This window comes from Kiritimatiellia bacterium (assembly GCA_025054615.1).
GTDB lineage: Bacteria > Verrucomicrobiota > Kiritimatiellia > CAIVKH01 > CAIVKH01 > JANWZO01.
Genome location: JANWZO010000001.1, coordinates 139977 through 155678, shown reverse-complemented (window position 1 = coordinate 155678; position 15702 = coordinate 139977). Strand labels below are relative to the sequence as shown.

Genomic DNA, 15702 nt, shown 5'->3' with positions numbered 1-15702 from the left:
TCTATGCAAATTGAATTGGCGACCGTCCATCAGCACATCCCCATCCAAGGAGGGTATTATTTGCTGGTCATGCTCGCACCTGACATCGCGCCCTGTGTCAGGCCGGGCCAATTCATCCACGTCAAGGTGCCTCATCTGGAAGAATGCCTCCTGCGGAGGCCTTTCAGCGTGTTTTGGACGGAGGGCGAGCGCCTTGCCATCCTATACAAGGACGTCGGCAGGGGGACGAGAACGCTTCAGTACCTCAAGCCGGGCGAATCGCTCAGCATTCTCGGCCCGCTGGGCCGAGGGTTTCCCGACCCGGACCCTGGCCGATTTCCCGTCATTGTCGCCGGCGGCTACGGCATGGCAGCCTTGTATATGACCGCTCGCTCGGCGCCGACAAAGGGTATTGCGTTTTTCGGGGGACGGAGCGCGAAAGACATCTTGTGCGTTGGGGAATTTGAGGCGCAGGGCTGGTCGGTTCAAATTACCACGGAGGACGGCAGCCTGGGGCGGAAAGGGATTGTCACCGATGCGCTGGACGACTGGTGGGTCGCCTCGGGTCGTCAGGTCCGGCCTGAACTGTTCGCCTGTGGGCCCGGCGGCATGCTCAAAGCGGTTGCCCAGCGAGCGCTCGAGAGAGGTTGGGAGGCGTGGACTTCTGTGGACAACAATATGGGCTGCGGCGTCGGCGCTTGCCTTACTTGCGTGCTAAAAGTTCGCGGAGACAACGGCTGGAGCTGGGCGAGGGCGTGCCGAGAAGGCCCTGTCTTCAACGTACGCGACGTGCTCTGGGAGGAAGTCGAATGATGCCGGACCTTTCCGTCGAAATCGCCGGCATCCGTATGCGAAATCCGGTCATGACCGCCTCGGGCACCTTCGGGTATGGGCCGGAATATGCCGACCTCGTGGATCTGAATGAGCTCGGTGCGGTTGTCGTAAAGGGAATTTGCCTCAATCCCACCAAGGGAAATCCCACGCCTCGCACGGCCGAGACCGCAAGCGGCCTGTTGAACGCGATTGGGTTGCCCGGCCCTGGCGTCGAAGGGTTCGTGCGGGATTATATGCCCTTTCTGCGCCGCTATGATGTGCCGGTCATCGTCAATATCTGGGGCAAAACCGTGGAGGAATATGCGGAAGTGGCGGCGCGACTCGACCGCGTTCCCGGCATTGCAGGACTCGAGGTCAATGTCTCGTGCCCGAACATCAAGGAAGGAAGCGCCATGTTCGGCACCGACCTTCTCATGTTTGAACGGGTGGTGACGGCAATCCGCGCGGCGACGAAACTTCCGCTGATTCCCAAGCTGGCGCCGAATGTGGCGGATATCGGGGAGTTCGCGCGTTGCGCAGAGGCGAGCGGCGCGGACGCCATTTCCCTCATCAATTCCTTTCCCGGCATGGCGGTGGATATCCGGACGCGCGGCTTCAAGCTCGCGAACAAGACCGGCGGTTTGACCGGTCCGGCCATTAAGCCGATTGCGCTCCGATTGGTCTGGCTCGCAGCCAAAGCCGTACGGATTCCCGTGATTGGCATGGGGGGGATCGTGACGGCGCAGGATGCCCTCGAGTTCATGATGGTCGGCGCCCGCGCCGTGGCCGTCGGCACCGCGACGTTTGTAAACCCGGACACGGCGATTCAGGTGATTCAAGGCATTCGAGACTTCTTTGTGGAGCAGGGTATTAGGACGGTCTACGAATGGGTAGGCTCGCTGCGCGACGAGTGAACGCAAGGCGGCTCGCCTTCTGGCTCCTTGCCTTTGGGGCCGCTGGAGCGGCGCTCTGGTGGGCGTTCCATGTTCCAAGGACGGTCAGGGGCCCTTGGAATGCCGTCCCTGCCGACGCCACCTGGGTCACGGCGCACCAGCGACTGGCTGGACGCTGGGACGTTCTCTCCGAAAATCGCCTGCTCAAAAGTTTGGCCGGCGCGATGGGGGTAGAGACCGAGGACTGGGAGGCCCTGATCGTCTCTCCAGAAATCCGGCGCGTCATCGACTGGCTCGGACAGGATGAGCTCATTTTGGCCTATGTGCCTTCGATGCCGCTAACCGGCCGCCCGGCATGGGTCTTCGCTGCGTGGCTTGGCGGCAGGAGCCAGCGGCTGCGATGGAGCCTGAAGTCCGTAGATGACCCGACCCTTAAACCGGCGAGCGCTCGAAACGGCTGGCGTGTCTGGGTCTGGACTCCCAAGGGTCTCAAGGGAGGCGAGCGAATCACCTTCTCGATCGTGGAAGGGATGGTTGTGGGCTGCATTGCCGCCGATGCGATCGGGATCGAAGATGTGCTCGCCTGCGTGGATGGACTGGCCCCTTCGCTTGCAGATACGGCGGCTCCGCGAACACCGCCGGATGAGGGAATTCCCGACTGGGGGTGGGTCCGCATCGGTAACGGCCAGGATGGCGGATCCTTCATCCGTTTTGCCATGGATTTTCGGCCGAATGGCGGCTTTCGTGGAAAGGTGGCTGTGCCTGGCGGCTGGCCTGCAGCGGTTGCTACGGATTCGTCCGATCTTAAGGAGTTGGCGGCTTTGCTGGGCGAACGGCCGACTGCTGTTCTCGTGGCCGGGCGCCCATTGGCGGCTGCCTGGCTCGCCAAGGCTTCTAACAACCTCCTTGGTCGGGAGTTCGCAGCGTTGTTTGGAAGCTCATCCACCGGCGCCGCGGGCTTCGCACTCCTCGGCGGCCCCTTCAGCGGCCGTTACCGCGCGGTTCGACTGCCTACGCTGGTCGGCGGCTTCTCAACGGAGACCCCGGACTCCGTGGTTGCGGATGTTCAGGCGGCGCTTGACCGGATTAATGCGGCCACGCCTTGGGGGCTCGTTCTCCACCCCATCTCGGTGGGGACGCAGCGCGTGTACGCGATTGAATCGACCGGCCGTTCGGCCTATGCGGCGGCTGAAATGAACGAGCGGCTCGCGTTTGCGGTCCTCGGGCGGTCCGTCGTTTTTTCGAGCAATGCGGGAGCGCTTCTCGCGTTGCTTCGGGAGAGCCGGTCGGCCGCTGATCATGACGTTGATCAAACCTCTTTGTCCGCTGCTCTTGGGCGGATGCATAAGCGGAATGCGGGCGCGTATCTGGGATTTGATCTAACTGAGGGTGCGAAAATGGCCCGATTGGCCATCACGGCGTGGTCACTGAAATTGTTGATCGAGAACCCGACCGGTTCGCTTCCATTCCGCGAGCGGCTGAACGCGGCGAAAGGCTGGATCGACGCCATTGCGCCGCAGCGCAAGCTGGAAGTGTGGGCGCTGCCCGGGCCGGGCCGCATCGAGTATGAATTTGCGCTCGGAGACGAGCTATGAAAGCTTTGCTTGCCTGGATCGGCGCAGGATTCGGCCTCGGCTATTTTCCCCTGGCGCCCGGTACGGTCGGATCCCTATTGGGCCTTCCCCTTGCGTGGTGGGTCAACTCCACCTTCGGCATCGAGGGTCAGGTGATGGCGGCTCTGCTCTTCGCCCTCATCGCCATACCCGTTTGCCAGGCCGTCGAAAACAAATTGCGTGTGAAAGACCCCAAACCCTGTGTGGCGGATGAATACCTGACCTATCCCATCTGCCTAATCGGATTGCCGGTCGCGGGCCAGCCGGAGGGCTGGACCATGATGGGGATTGCCTTCGTCACGCATCGGTTTTTCGACATCGTCAAACTCTGGCCGGCCTTTCGTCTACAGAGGCTTAGCGGTGGACTCGGGATAGTCGCCGACGATGTGTTTGCTTCCCTGTACGCGCTGGCCGCGAATCATCTGATTTATCGCTGGTATCTCGCTGCTCCATGAATCGACAACCAATTACTGTGCGGCCGAACGGCCCGAATTCGGCCCGATCGGCAAGGATCACGGTCAAATGCCGTTTCGTGGATGGGCCGATTTCGGGCGTGGCCCTGGGAGGTTTACCAAGTCCAAACCTTCCCGCAAGTCGATCACCGCTCTAACTTTTGGCACATACATCTGGGTTTCCAGCGGCAGAAGATCGGCGATTTCGTCGAAGCCGGTTGCTCCATTTCGGGCGCGCAAGGCTTTCAGGACGCGCCCCTCACCGGCGTTGTAACCGGCCACCGCAAGGGGCCACGAGCCGAATCGGCGGTGCAACTCCCTAAGGTAGGCGGCCGCGGCCTTCGCGCTTCGGGCGGGATGGAAGCGGTCGTCCGGTGGGTCGGTATTCAGGCCAAATCGTCGCGCAGTGACGGGCATGAATTGGAACAGGCCGACGGCTCCCGCGGGACTGCGCGCCCTCGGGTCGAATCCCGATTCAACTTCGGCAATCCAAACCAGAGCCGCCGGCAGCCCTTCCTGTTCAAAAATTTTCTTCAAAGACGGTACGAGTTCGGCTGCCCGCGGAGGCGGCTTCCGCCCTGCCAGACGTGCGCGCCAGATTTCAGGTGATCTCGCTCGCTGCTCGGCCTGGCGACGAGTCGCCTCGTCGAGGCGACGGGGCGGCTCGGGTAACCGCAGAAGCGGCGGTGTTTTCGGACGCGGCTGCGGTGTGGGAAGTTCGCGCGGAGGACCCCCCAATGCGACTTCTGCGACAAACAAATAGTCCAAAATTTGCCGCAGACGGCTGACGTAGGGCTGCATTTCGGGGAACCCCTCCAACCATGAGGTCGCAGCCTCAACTTCGGGGCGAATCCACGCGAGGTCTTCCAGCGATCCGGCATCGAGGCGTTCCTCGACGCCGGAGAGAAATTCCCCAAGTTCAAATGCGTTGGGAATTCGCCTAAATGCATCGCGGTCAATCTCGTACCCAAATGCCGAGAGATGCCGGTCGGCCTCATCCAAGCCGCGTTCCCAAAGCGACTCCCAGTCGGCAGGCTGGGCCATGACTGCCGCCGCGACGAACGCCTCTCCCAGCATCGCCGCAAGCGTCCGATCTACCATGGCAGCCGCGCACCTGCCGAGAGAGTGAACGCATTTTCGACATGCCGCGCCACCGGGTGGCCTCCGTCCGGTCGACCAATCACTTCTATGATGTCGAACCTTACGTAATCCGGTCGGCTGCGAAGATGTCTTAGGTACTCAAGAGCTGCGCGGGTGATTCGGCGCTTTTTCAGTCGCCCGACCGCAGAGGCCGGCCGCCCGAACCGCTCTTCTGCTCGGGTTTTGACCTCGACAAAAACGAGCGTTCCATCTCGCTTGGCGATCAGGTCAATTTCCGCTCGCTGGATGATCAAACGACGGGCGACGATGCGATAGCCCTTCTTGCGCAGCAGGCGGGCCGCGACCGATTCTCCCCATTTCCCGGCTTTCAAATGGCGGGGACTTCGCCCTAACAACCGTGCCAACCACCGCATGATGATAAGGCAGCATACCGCTGTTATCGCCTTCGGAGAAAGTCATTTCCGCTGCAAATCGACTTTTCGTAATGATGGCGAGCCGCGATAACGTTTTCTCGTGCGGCGGAAAATTGAGTTTTCGTCGTTGGGATGCGCGCTAACCATCTGGTTCGGCGCCGTCTGCCTCGCCGGGGAATCGACGCCCTATCAGGTTCGGTTCGACGGTGTTCCGGAACGGGGTCTGCTCAGGATCCTCCGTGCCCACAGCGAGACCTATCAACTCCGGGACCGACCTCCGCCGACAGACGGACTGTTACTCTGGCGCGCACGTCAGGACCTTCCCGCGCTGCGGGATGTCCTCCGTTCTGCCGGTTATTACGGCGCACAAGCCGAGGTTGCACTCGAATCGTCCACCCCGCGGAGAGTTGTATTCCAAATTCGCGCCGGACCACGATACCGGCTTGGAAGCGTAGCGCTTGAAGTGCCGGATGCGTCGCTCGCGCGACCGCCCCGTGAGATGGGATGGGCAACCGGAATGCCTGCGCGTGCTGATGCGCTGTTGGCTGCGGAGCGAATTTGGCTGGAATGGGTTCGCGGGCGTGGCCATCCCTTTGCCGCCTTCAAACGCCGAATCTATGAACCCGACCACGAGAAGGCCCTCCTTCGTGTTCGGTTGAAACTGGATCCTGGCCCCAAAGCCTACTGGGGCGAGCTGAGCATCACGGGACTTGTCCGTTTGAGTGAATCGTTCGTGCGAGCGGAAGTGGGTTTGGAGCCGGGCGCCCCGTATGATCCGGTCTGCCTCGAGGAGATCCGCACGCGCCTGGTCAGACTGGGCCTGTTTTCATCCGTATCGCTAACCCATGCAGAACAGGTCGATGAAAGCGGACGGCTTCCGCTCGTGCTGGCCATTCGGGAACGGCGTCCGCGCACGATTGAGGCCGGAGTACATTACTCGACGGACGAAGGCGCCCGAAGCCGCTTCGAATGGGAGCATCGAAATCTCGAGGGCCGGGCCGAGCGCCTCCGGTTGGCAGCGGATCTGGGCGAACGCGTGGTCGCGGCAGAAGGCCGGCTGGCTCTCTTGCAGTTTCTGCGGCCGCGACAGCGCCTGGTTCTGTCGGCCCGTGCGGCAGAGGAGGAAACCGAGGCGTTCGGGAGTCGCAACGCACGCGCAGCGGCGGAGCTGGAGCGGGAGTGGCGGCAGCGCCTTTGGATTCGCAGTGGTTTGGCCTTCCGACTCAGCGAGGTGGGCCAGTTCGATGAGGAGGAAAATTACGTGTTCGCGTCCGTCCCCGCGAGTATGGAATGGAACACAAGCCGCTTCGTGCTGGACCCGAGGAGCGGCTTCCGGCTGTTTGCCGCAGCGGAGCCTTTTTTTGATCTGGAGCGGAAAAATCGCGGTTTCTTCAAGTCCTCCGCGGCCGTCCACCGCTACCAGCCCCTCGTTCGGGACCGGTCCTGGGTGTTCGCCGGCCGCGCCCTCGCCGGATCCATTGTGGGCGCGGCTTCGGCGCGCATTCCCGCCGACGAACGCTTTTACGCCGGAGGCGGAGGTTCCGTGCGCGGTTATGCCTTCCAATCGTTGGGCCCGCTGCAGGATGGGAAACCCGTCGGGGGCCGGTCGGTGCTGGAAGTTTCCGCCGAGGTCCGGGCGCAGTTGCATGAACAATTCGGGGGCGTTGTGTTTCTCGACGGCGGAACGGCCTATGAGCATCCTATCCCCGATTTCGATGAGGCATTTCGCTGGGGGGCTGGGATCGGGGTCCGCTATTTCACACCTGTGGGACCCTTGCGAGCGGACGTGGCGTTTCCCTTGCAACGGCGGGAAGGGATCGACAAACCTTTCCAGTTCTATCTGAGTCTGGGGCAGGCCTTCTGATGCGTCGACACCCAGGGAATCCTCTGCTTCGATGCGTTCGCGTTGCGCTCGTCGCGTGGCTGGCGTCAATTGTCTTTTTGGTCGTCGGACTTGTGGCGGGATTTTATCTGTTGTTTCGAACAGATTTTGGACACGGCCGGCTTGAGGCATGGATCTCAGGCAGGGTCAAGGGGGTGGCGGTGATTCGTGGCCTTTCCGGACGTCTTCCTTTCGAGGGATGTCTCCGAGAGCTGGTTTTGGTCGATGCCGGTGGCGCTTGGATGGAGGCCCGCGATGTGGAGTGGAAAATCGATCCCTGGCTGCTCGCTATTCGCGCGCTCCACTTCGATCAGCTCGCCGCAAACCGTTTTATTCTGATCCGGCGCCCTCTCTCGCGCGATGGGGGAGATGAAGACAATGCTGGGTCTGAATGGCTTGGCGGTTGGGAGATTCGCATTGAAGACGCAGAAATCCGTGAGGGCATGGTGTCTGCCCGCGCGATGGGCGAACGGATTGACTTCTCTACGAAAGGTCGGGGCGCTTATTCAGCGGGGCGATGGGACCTCGAGGCGGAAGGCCTAGCTGTTTGGCGAGGCGAAGAGATCAGCCTCCGCGCGTTTGCGCGGGGCGGCCGCGGCCGTGTGGTTTTGGATCGCGTTCATGCGACGGCGACCGGCCTGTCGCTGGAATTGTGGGGCGAGTGGGGAACGGAGCGCGGTCTCGATGCCGACATCGCGATCTCAGGATCGCCTTTGGTTGCGACCCTTGCAGATGAGCTGGCCGGTGCAGAAGGTCGAATCTCGGGCCGGATCTTTCGCAAGGAGTCTTGGATGGTGGAAGCGGAGGTGGAGGGTGAGGGCATTCAAGTCGGCTCGCTTTCCAATTCAATCATTCGCGCCACCGTGCGGGGTGACATGATCACCGGGTTTGTCGCACGAATTCACCATGCTTCTGCAGAATTTCTCGGAGCAGAGCTGACCATCACGGGACGAACGATTCTTGGCTTCAGCCAGGGCGGATGGACCTGGGATGTGCAGGGGGCATCATGGCAGGGGCTGCAGGCGGAATCGTCCGGAACCTGGACCCGAGATGGGATCGAGGCCGAATTTTCGGCGTCGGCACCGGACATCGGCTCGACTCCGCTCTCGGCCTGGTTCGTTCAGGGCGCGTGCCGGGCTAACGGGCGATGGACTGGCTCCGTCAGCAGTCCTGTGGTGCGTTTGGATGTTCAGGCAGACGGAATTCAGTTGAGATCGTTCGGCGAATTTCAACCGAAACCGGCGTCGGCACGAGTGAACGCGTCCATGTCCGGCGTCGTGGCTTTGGCGACAGCGGAATGGCATGGTTGGACGGAGCGGCCAATCACCCTGGCTATGGAAGTGCCCATGCGGCGGACCGCGGGGGGACTGTTTGAACCAGATCCGGAAAATCCGCTCTCCGGCCGACTCCAGATGGCGATGCGCCTTGAAGAGATCGGAAGGTTTGCGGATTTGCGCGGGACAGAACTGGCCGGACTGGTGACGGCCGATTTGAGGGTTTCCGGCGGCTGGCCTCGCCCCGCCATCGCTGGAAGCGCTACTCTTCGAGGAGGCCGCATATCCTTTGCGGACAGCGGAACCGAACTGAAGGACATCGAAATCGACCTCGAGGGAAATCGCGACGGGCTTGAAATTCGCCGATTTGTCGCCGTTGATGGCACGGGGGGGCGCTTATCCATGGAGGGCAGCATCCTGCTGTCGGGCGCAGACGGCTTTCCGATCGATGCTGAAGCCTCCATTTCGCGAATCCTCGTGTGGAAAAACCATGGAAGCCTTGTTCGCGTGGATGGCAGGCTGTTTGCGAAGGGCTCGGCGCTTTCACCTGTCGTAACTGGCCTGTTGCGGATCGCAGAGGCAGATATCCGTTTGAAACCAAGCCCGCCGCCCTTGGCACGGTTGCCCATCGTTGAAGACGGCCTTTCTGCGGAACGCTCGACTATGCCTTCAGGCCTTCTGTCCTCGATTCGGCTCGACCTAGCGCTTCAAGGAGAGGGGATCCGCGTGCAAGGTCGTGGTCTGGATTCCACGTGGCGCGCCGACTTGACGCTGGGTGGCACCGCAGACGCCCCGCAAATCCGAGGGGCGGCGACGGTCGAACGGGGCTTTTTCCTGTTCATGGGCCGCCGATTTTCTTTGGAGAGGGCCGTGATTTCCCTCGATGGGCGCCATCCGCCGGACCCTTATTTGGATGTCGCTGCGGTGAGTCGGGCAGGCGACATGTTCGCGCGCCTCTATGCTGTGGGCCCGGTGGAGTCGCCGGAATTGAATCTTGAATCGGATCCCCCTTATCCCGTGGAGGAGATTCTCTCACGGCTGCTCTTTGCGCGTTCGACGGACGCCATTTCGCCGCTTCAGGCAGTCCGCCTGGCGCACGGTCTTAATGTGCTCCGCGGCCGCGGTGGGACCTTGGATGTGTTGGAGAGGGGACAGTCTGCGCTGCGCGTCGACCAGTTGGAGCTGGTGCAGAGCGAATCAAGCGACGCGATTTCGGCCATCAGCGTGGGGAAATACGTTGGCCGGCACATTTATGTGGGGGGCGAGAAAAGTTTCAACGGGGCGGCCGATCTGATTACAGTAGAAGTGGAATTGACTCCGTCGCTTATATTAACGACGGAAAGCAGCCCACGAATGCGGGAAAGCATCGGACTCAAATGGCGCAGGGATTACTGAACAAACGAAAACCGCCCGCCTTGTATGGCGCGCATTGGCAGTGGAATATGGTTCGTTTCGCGGGGATTTTGACGTTGGCAGTGGTGGCCACGTTTTGCGGAGTCGGTTGCGCCGCTTTCCAGCGCGCTGGTGCGCCTGCGGGCACGCCTTCCCTTCCTGCTAACGTGCCGCCGGCGGAAGATGCGCCGATCCGAGAAGCAATGCCGCCGCCTGCAGCAGAGTCGGCCATTGCGGCGCCGCAACTCGAAGTCCCGCCTCTCGCATTTGCCCGTCCGCCCTCACCCTTCGAGCCGGGCCCGCCTCCGCCCGGACCGGCGGATGTCGCTCCGCCACCTGTCCTTTCGCCCCTCGATGTGGCGCGGGTCCAAATCATGCTGGACCGGGACAATTTTTCACCGGGCGCGATCGACGGACGATGGGGTCCGAATTCCCGCGCCGCCCTTCGCGAATGGCTGCGCGCCTCCGGACTTCCGATCACAGGAGAGATCGATCAGGAGATCCTCCGCCGTGCGCCGCCGGATGAGGAGGCCTTTGGGCAGCACACGGTGTCCTATGCGGATTATTCAATTCTGCGCCCGTTTCCGCGGGATTGGCGGGCGCGAGCCGCCCTCGATCTGCACGGACATGAGACCATCCTGGAGCTTATCGCGGAGCGTTATCACGCCAGCGAGCGGTTCATTCGGGAGCTGAACCCTGGCCTTGACTGGCCAAATCCGCCCGCCGGAACGATCATCCGCGTGCCCAAGGTTCGCCCCTACAAGCGTGCCACCGGATCACGCGTAGAAATTGTGTTGTCGGAGAAGGTCCTGCGCGTCTACGACGCCGAAAATCGATTGATTGCCCGGTTCCCCTGTTCGATCGGGAAGCGCGCGGAAAAGCGGCCGGTCGGCGAGCTGCAAATCATCAACGCTGCCGAAATGCCGAATTACACATTTGATCCGCAGCTATTCGCCGATGATCCGCTCGCGGCGGGCATTGACCGGCGTCTGGTCCTTCCGCCAGGACCCAACAATCCGGTCGGCGTCGTATGGCTCGGCCTGGACCGGCCCGGCTACGGAATCCACGGCACGCCCTTTCCAGAAGAGATCGGCAAGACCGAGTCGCATGGCTGCTTCCGCCTTGCCAACTGGAACGCAAGAAAATTGCTGGAAATGGTAGCCGTCGGCTGCCCGGTGGTCGTGCGACCTTCCGCTGATCTGCATGTGGCCGGCGGCTCGCTGTAAGGCGGGAGCAAAGCAGGCGAAAAGTCTTCAGCATGGTACAGTCGGAGCGCATTCTGCCCGCATTTCCTCTTTCACTCGCGGTCTGTCCCGGCGAGGCCGTTCCGCTGCACATATTTGAGCCGCGCTACAAATCCATGATCGCGCATTGTCGCGCCAGGGAATCCGAAGGGCTGCCAGGCGAATTTGTCATCGTTTGCTCAGATGGAAGCGATTGGCGAAAAGTGGGCTGCGTGATGCGTATCGCGACCCTGCTACGCACCTATGACGATGGGCGAATGGATTTGATTGCCATTGGGAAACAGCGCTGCGCGATCGAGCCGGCCGACGAGCCCGTGCCGTATCCGACAGCGCTCATCGCCCCGTATGAGGATCTCTCGACCGAATGGGATGAATCGGTCGCCAATCAAGTATTTTACTTACACCGCCGTCTGATCGCGCTGGCGACCGGCTCAGAGCCGCCAGAGTCAGAATACAGTGGACTCGCAACCCTGTCGTTCCGGGTCATGCCCACCTCCGCCCTCTCCCTGTTGCGCAAGCAGGAACTTCTCGAGATGCGTTCAGAAAATGATCGGCTTCTGTCTCTGGCGGAACATCTCCGCGACTCGGTCGATCTACTGGTTCAAGCCGAGCGGTCCGTGTTGGCAATCCAGAATGCGAGGGCCGCGCTGGCTGCGGTCCGCGCCGCCTCCTGATCAAAAATCCCGCAAGTTGGAATGCGGTGATGGGCTAGCCGTGGAGCGACGGTCGCCCGAGAAGATTGAAGAATTCCGTTCGCGTCGGCAGCGAATCCTGAAAACAGCCAAGAACGGCGGAGGTGATCATGAAGGAGTTCTGCTTTTCCACTCCGCGCATCATCATGCACAAGTGCTGCGCCTCGATGACCACCCCGACCCCGAGGGGCTTCAACACGTCCATGATCGCGTTGGCGATTTGCTGTGTTAACCGCTCCTGGATCTGAAGGCGGCGCGCAAACATGTCGGCAAGACGAGCGAGTTTGCTGACGCCGATTACCTTGTCTCGCGGAATGTATCCAATGTGGCATCGGCCGAAAAACGGCAAAAGGTGGTGTTCGCAGAGACTGTAAATCTCGATGTCCTTGATGATCACCATGTGCCGGGAGTGCGCCTCAAAGAGCGCCCCATTCACGATCTCCTCAACGGTCTGGTAGTATCCTCGGGTCAGAAACTGCCACGCTTTCGCGACACGTTCAGGGGTCTTCGCTAACCCCTCCCGCGTGGGGTCTTCGCCGAGCGCTGCCAACAATTCGCGAACAATCGATTCCACATCACGTTGCATACGCGTACCATACATGTCTGGCATAAGACCGTCATTTGTTATCGTTTTGTTATGCCCATCATTACGTTCCTCTCTGATTTCGGCACCGAAGATGGCTATGTGGCGGCGATGAAAGGGGTGGCGCAGTCGGCATGTGCTGTCGCCCAGCTCGTTGACGCTACACATTCCATTCCGCCGCAAGATGTCCGCAGCGGCGCCTGGGCCCTTCGCCATTACTGGCGCCTTTATCCCGAGGGAACGATTCATGTGGCCGTCGTTGATCCGGGAGTGGGATCGGATCGCCGGCCGTTGCTGGCCTGCGCGGATGGCCGTTGGCTTATCGGTCCGGACAATGGCATTTTTTCGTGGGTTTTCCACGCGGCTCGGCGCTGGTCCGCCTGGGAAATCGCTCCGTCCGTTCGCCGGCCAGACGCCGTGGGCACGACCTTTCACGGCCGCGATGTTTTCGCTTTTGCCGCCGGATTGCTCGCGTCGGGAATGCCCCGAGATCAGATCGCCCCTAAGGCGGTAGACCCCGTGCGCTGGCTCTGGCCTTCCCCTCGACGAAGCCGCACAAAGATCGCCGGAGTGATCATCCACGTGGATCGCTTCGGAAATGCAATTTCCAACATTCCCGCTCCGCTGATTTCCAGACTGGGAGCGCATGTCAAGGTCCGCTGCCGCGGGTTCGAGGTTACGGGTCTAGCGCCGTTTTATTCGGCCCGAAATCCCGGCGAGCCCTTGGCGCTACTGGAATCCACGGGCCTGCTCGAACTGGCCATCTGCCAAGGCAATGCCGCCAGCAAATTCGGCCTGCAACGCGGAGACGATGTTTTGGTTCAAAAGGCATAAATTTTTTGATTGTTTCGAATGCGATGCTTTACTTTCAAAAAAAACCGCAAAAATTTTGTTGTATTTCTACGGACATGGGTTATTTTTTTGGAAAAAGGGTGAAAAATTATGACAACACTGGCGGTAGCCGATAAAACTTTGGATCAAAAGGCCGATCATTTAAGGCCACAGGTTGAGGTCAAAAATCCGCCGATTTCCAAGCAGGTCTTGGATGGAGCCCAGGCGCTGGTCAAGGGACTGGAGCGGCAGGGCGTCGAGTACATCTGGGGGCTTTCGGGGGGGGCAGCGATTCCGATCTTTGATGCCTTGGTGACGACCGGCACGAAGATCAAGCTGGTGCTGGTCCGCCACGAGCAGGGTGCGACACACATCGCCGACGGTTATGCCCGTATTACGGGGCGACCGGGTGTGGTCCTCGTGACCAGCGGTCCCGGCGCGACGAATACGGTTACGGGCATTATGACCGCGCACATGGATTCTGTGCCGATGGTGGTTCTGACCGGCCAGACGATCACCGCCATGCTCGGCAAGGACGCGTTCCAGGAGGCCGACGTGTTCGGCATCACCATGCCGGTCGTCAAGCACAGTTACCTCGTGAAGCGGACGAACGATATTCCACGGGTGATCAAAGAGGCATTTTACATTGCCAGCACCGGCCGCCCGGGCCCGGTCCTGATTGACATTCCCAAAGACGTCAGTTCCGGCCCCTGCACGTCGGATCTCGACCCACCAATGGATCTGCCAGGGTACAATCCGTTCATCCCCGTGGACAAGGATCGGGTCAAGGGGATCGCCGAGGCGCTCCTGAAGTCGAAGCGCCCCGTGCTTCTCGTGGGTCATGGCGTGTTGATCTCCCGAGCGTGGGATCAGCTTCGCAGGCTCGCCGAGACCCTTCAGGCGCCAGTGACGACGACGCTCCTGGGCAAGGGCGCCTTTCCCGAAACGCACCCGCTCTCGCTGGGCATGCTCGGCATGCACGGAACCGCGTATGCCAACAAGGCGATGCTCGAATGCGACCTCGTGATGTCGATCGGGTCCAGGTTCGATGATCGCATCATTGGTCAGGCGCCAAAATTCTGCCGGGATGCGGTGCGCATCCATATCGACATCGACGCCGCCGAAATCAACAAGATGATCAAGGTTCATCATTGGTGTGTGGGCGACGCGAAGGAGGTGCTGGAGGAGCTGATCAAGCACGTGCGGAAACTCGATACCGACGCGTGGCTGAATCACCTCGACGGCCTGAAGAAAAAGTTCCCGCTCAAATACAAGAAATATGGCGGCCTAAAGATGCAGTACATTCTCGATGAGCTCGACAAGCTCACCGGCGGGAACGCCATCGTCACGACCGATGTCGGGCAGCACCAGATGTGGGCTGCCCAGTTCATGAAGACCGTCCGACCCGACGGTTGGCTCAGCTCCGGCGGCGCCGGCACCATGGGCTATGGATTTCCCGCTGCCATCGGCGCCCAGTTTGCCAAGCCCCACGACATGGTGTGGGCCGTGGTTGGCGACGGCGGATTCCAGATGACCATGTGCGAACTGGCCACCGCGTGTGTGCACAAGCTGCCGGTGAAGGTCCTCGTCCTGAACAACCACTACCTCGGAATGGTCCGGCAGTGGCAGGAGCTGTTTTTCGAGAACCGCGAGAGCGGCGTGGACCTTGAGGGCAACCCGGACTTCGCGAAGCTCGCGGAATGTTACCCGGGCGCCAAGGGCTTCACGCTGAAGCGCGGCGCCGACATCCGCAAGATTCTCAAGCGCGCCATGGACTATAACGATGGCCCTTGCGTGATCAATGCGGAGGTCGAAAAGGCTGACAACGTGTATCCCATGATCCCGGCGGGCCGCGCGATCGAGGACATGATCCTCGAGCCTCCGAAGCACAAGCTCGAGAAGCCGACGGGATCCACCTGATCGCCGCCCCAACGAGAGGAAGACCTACATCCCATGACAACGCAGGTCGTCAATCCACATATCGCTCAATCCACGGGCCTCCACACCATCAGTGTGTACGTTGCGAACAAGCCCGGCGTGCTGGCGAGGATCGCACAAGTGTTCGCGCGCCGTGGTTACAACATCGAATCGCTGGTGGTATCGCCCGCGATGGACGGAAATTTTTCACGCATGACCATCGGGCTGAGCGGCAGCCCGGAGGGCATGGAGCAGATCATCAAGCAAACCAGCAAGCTCATCGATGTGCTGCGCTGTACCGACCACACGGACGACAACGCCGTGGTCAAGGAACTGGCGCTGGTGAAAGTTCGCGTGGGCGCCGAGCAGCGCGCCGAGGTGCTGCAGATCGGTGAGCATTTCGGTTGCAAGACAGTTGATCTCACTGAAACCTCGCTGATCCTCCAGTGCACGGGCAACAGCGAGAAGATTGACGCGCTCATCGGCATGCTCGGGAAGTTCCGCATCATCGAGCTTGTCCGAACAGGCAAGGTTCTGATGGCGCGTGGCGACGGGCTGACTTAGCCCCGGGATCGCAGCGGGGCCTGGCCCCCCCTCCTGGCGCTGTCTACGAGGGCGGCAAC

14 protein-coding genes are annotated in these 15702 nt (G+C 61.1%); 11 read left to right on the top strand and 3 right to left on the bottom strand.

Going from position 1 to position 15702, the window contains the following annotated elements; all coding sequences use genetic code 11:
• The first annotated feature begins 3 nt into the window (after nt 1–3).
• From NZ740_00745 to NZ740_00730, 4 genes are read left to right on the top strand one after another with little or no spacing between them, the layout of a single operon-like run.
• Nucleotides 4–792 carry a dihydroorotate dehydrogenase electron transfer subunit gene (locus NZ740_00745; protein ID MCS6770536.1) on the top strand — a complete coding sequence of 263 codons (789 nt, stop codon included), beginning with the start codon at nt 4–6 and terminating at the stop codon, nt 790–792.
• Nucleotides 789–1706: a dihydroorotate dehydrogenase gene (locus NZ740_00740; GenBank protein MCS6770535.1), complete on the top strand. Its 918-nt coding sequence runs from the start codon at nt 789–791 to the stop codon at nt 1704–1706. The genes NZ740_00745 and NZ740_00740 overlap by 4 nt, the downstream gene beginning before the upstream one ends.
• A complete protein-coding gene (locus tag NZ740_00735) occupies nt 1703–3280 on the top strand; it encodes a hypothetical protein (GenBank protein MCS6770534.1) in 1578 nt (525 codons plus the stop codon). Before NZ740_00740 ends, NZ740_00735 begins: the two co-directional genes overlap by 4 nt.
• Nucleotides 3277–3753: a phosphatidylglycerophosphatase A gene (locus tag NZ740_00730; protein ID MCS6770533.1), complete on the top strand. Its 477-nt coding sequence runs from the start codon at nt 3277–3279 to the stop codon at nt 3751–3753. The genes NZ740_00735 and NZ740_00730 overlap by 4 nt, the downstream gene beginning before the upstream one ends.
• Before the next feature lie 63 nt (nt 3754–3816).
• On the opposite strand, the gene NZ740_00725 is transcribed toward NZ740_00730, so the two are convergent.
• Together NZ740_00725 and NZ740_00720 are read right to left on the bottom strand one after the other, a co-directional pair.
• Complete coding sequence (locus NZ740_00725; GenBank protein ID MCS6770532.1) at nt 3817–4851, bottom strand: lytic transglycosylase domain-containing protein; 1035 nt, start codon at nt 4849–4851, stop codon at nt 3817–3819.
• Entirely contained in the window at nt 4845–5222 is a 378-nt protein-coding gene (locus NZ740_00720; protein MCS6770531.1) for a YraN family protein, read from the bottom strand. The genes NZ740_00725 and NZ740_00720 overlap by 7 nt, the downstream gene beginning before the upstream one ends.
• Nucleotides 5223–5364: 142 nt before the next feature.
• Between NZ740_00720 and NZ740_00715 the strand changes: the two genes are divergently transcribed.
• Genes NZ740_00715 through NZ740_00700 form a run of 4 tightly spaced genes read left to right on the top strand, consistent with a single transcriptional unit; the run spans nt 5365 to nt 11730 of the window.
• Nucleotides 5365–7128 (top strand): autotransporter assembly complex protein TamA, encoded by a 1764-nt coding sequence (locus NZ740_00715; GenBank protein ID MCS6770530.1) that lies wholly within the window; start codon nt 5365–5367, stop codon nt 7126–7128.
• Entirely contained in the window at nt 7128–9815 is a 2688-nt protein-coding gene (locus NZ740_00710) for a translocation/assembly module TamB domain-containing protein (GenBank protein MCS6770529.1), read from the top strand. The genes NZ740_00715 and NZ740_00710 overlap by 1 nt, the downstream gene beginning before the upstream one ends.
• Nucleotides 9797–11038, top strand: coding sequence for a L,D-transpeptidase family protein (locus NZ740_00705; protein ID MCS6770528.1), 1242 nt, complete (start codon nt 9797–9799; stop codon nt 11036–11038). The genes NZ740_00710 and NZ740_00705 overlap by 19 nt, the downstream gene beginning before the upstream one ends.
• Before the next feature lie 32 nt (nt 11039–11070).
• Nucleotides 11071–11730 carry an LON peptidase substrate-binding domain-containing protein gene (locus tag NZ740_00700; protein ID MCS6770527.1) on the top strand — a complete coding sequence of 220 codons (660 nt, stop codon included), beginning with the start codon at nt 11071–11073 and terminating at the stop codon, nt 11728–11730.
• A gap of 34 nt (nt 11731–11764) precedes the next feature.
• Here the strand turns inward: NZ740_00700 and folE are convergent, their stop codons facing one another.
• Complete coding sequence (folE, locus tag NZ740_00695; GenBank protein MCS6770526.1) at nt 11765–12334, bottom strand: GTP cyclohydrolase I FolE; 570 nt, start codon at nt 12332–12334, stop codon at nt 11765–11767.
• Nucleotides 12335–12385: 51 nt separating this feature from the next.
• Here folE and NZ740_00690 point away from each other — a divergent pair, with 51 nt between their 5' ends.
• From NZ740_00690 to ilvN, 3 genes are all read left to right on the top strand, one after another.
• Complete coding sequence (locus NZ740_00690) at nt 12386–13165, top strand: SAM-dependent chlorinase/fluorinase (GenBank protein MCS6770525.1); 780 nt, start codon at nt 12386–12388, stop codon at nt 13163–13165.
• Between the two features lie 108 nt (nt 13166–13273).
• On the top strand, nt 13274–15082 hold the full coding sequence (gene ilvB / locus NZ740_00685) for a biosynthetic-type acetolactate synthase large subunit (GenBank protein MCS6770524.1): 1809 nt from the start codon (nt 13274–13276) through the stop codon (nt 15080–15082).
• A 33-nt stretch (nt 15083–15115) separates the two neighbouring features.
• The gene (gene ilvN / locus NZ740_00680; protein ID MCS6770523.1) at nt 15116–15643 is read left to right on the top strand and encodes an acetolactate synthase small subunit; all 528 of its coding nucleotides are present in this window, start codon (nt 15116–15118) and stop codon (nt 15641–15643) included.
• Nucleotides 15644–15702 lie beyond the last annotated feature (59 nt).

What these genes read in the sequence shown, in the direction of transcription:
- NZ740_00740 (MCS6770535.1), top strand. Translation starts at nt 789, where the DNA reads ATGATGCCGGACCTTTCCGTCGAAATCGCCGGCATCCGTATGCGAAAT.
- ilvB (MCS6770524.1), top strand. Translation starts at nt 13,274, where the DNA reads ATGACAACACTGGCGGTAGCCGATAAAACTTTGGATCAAAAGGCCGAT.
- NZ740_00730 (MCS6770533.1), top strand. Translation starts at nt 3,277, where the DNA reads ATGAAAGCTTTGCTTGCCTGGATCGGCGCAGGATTCGGCCTCGGCTAT.
- folE (MCS6770526.1), bottom strand. Translation starts at nt 12,334, where the DNA reads ATGCAACGTGATGTGGAATCGATTGTTCGCGAATTGTTGGCAGCGCTC.
- NZ740_00700 (MCS6770527.1), top strand. Translation starts at nt 11,071, where the DNA reads ATGGTACAGTCGGAGCGCATTCTGCCCGCATTTCCTCTTTCACTCGCG.
- NZ740_00745 (MCS6770536.1), top strand. Translation starts at nt 4, where the DNA reads ATGCAAATTGAATTGGCGACCGTCCATCAGCACATCCCCATCCAAGGA.
- NZ740_00705 (MCS6770528.1), top strand. Translation starts at nt 9,797, where the DNA reads ATGGCGCAGGGATTACTGAACAAACGAAAACCGCCCGCCTTGTATGGC.
- NZ740_00725 (MCS6770532.1), bottom strand. Translation starts at nt 4,851, where the DNA reads ATGGTAGATCGGACGCTTGCGGCGATGCTGGGAGAGGCGTTCGTCGCG.
- NZ740_00710 (MCS6770529.1), top strand. Translation starts at nt 7,128, where the DNA reads ATGCGTCGACACCCAGGGAATCCTCTGCTTCGATGCGTTCGCGTTGCG.
- ilvN (MCS6770523.1), top strand. Translation starts at nt 15,116, where the DNA reads ATGACAACGCAGGTCGTCAATCCACATATCGCTCAATCCACGGGCCTC.
- NZ740_00690 (MCS6770525.1), top strand. Translation starts at nt 12,386, where the DNA reads ATGCCCATCATTACGTTCCTCTCTGATTTCGGCACCGAAGATGGCTAT.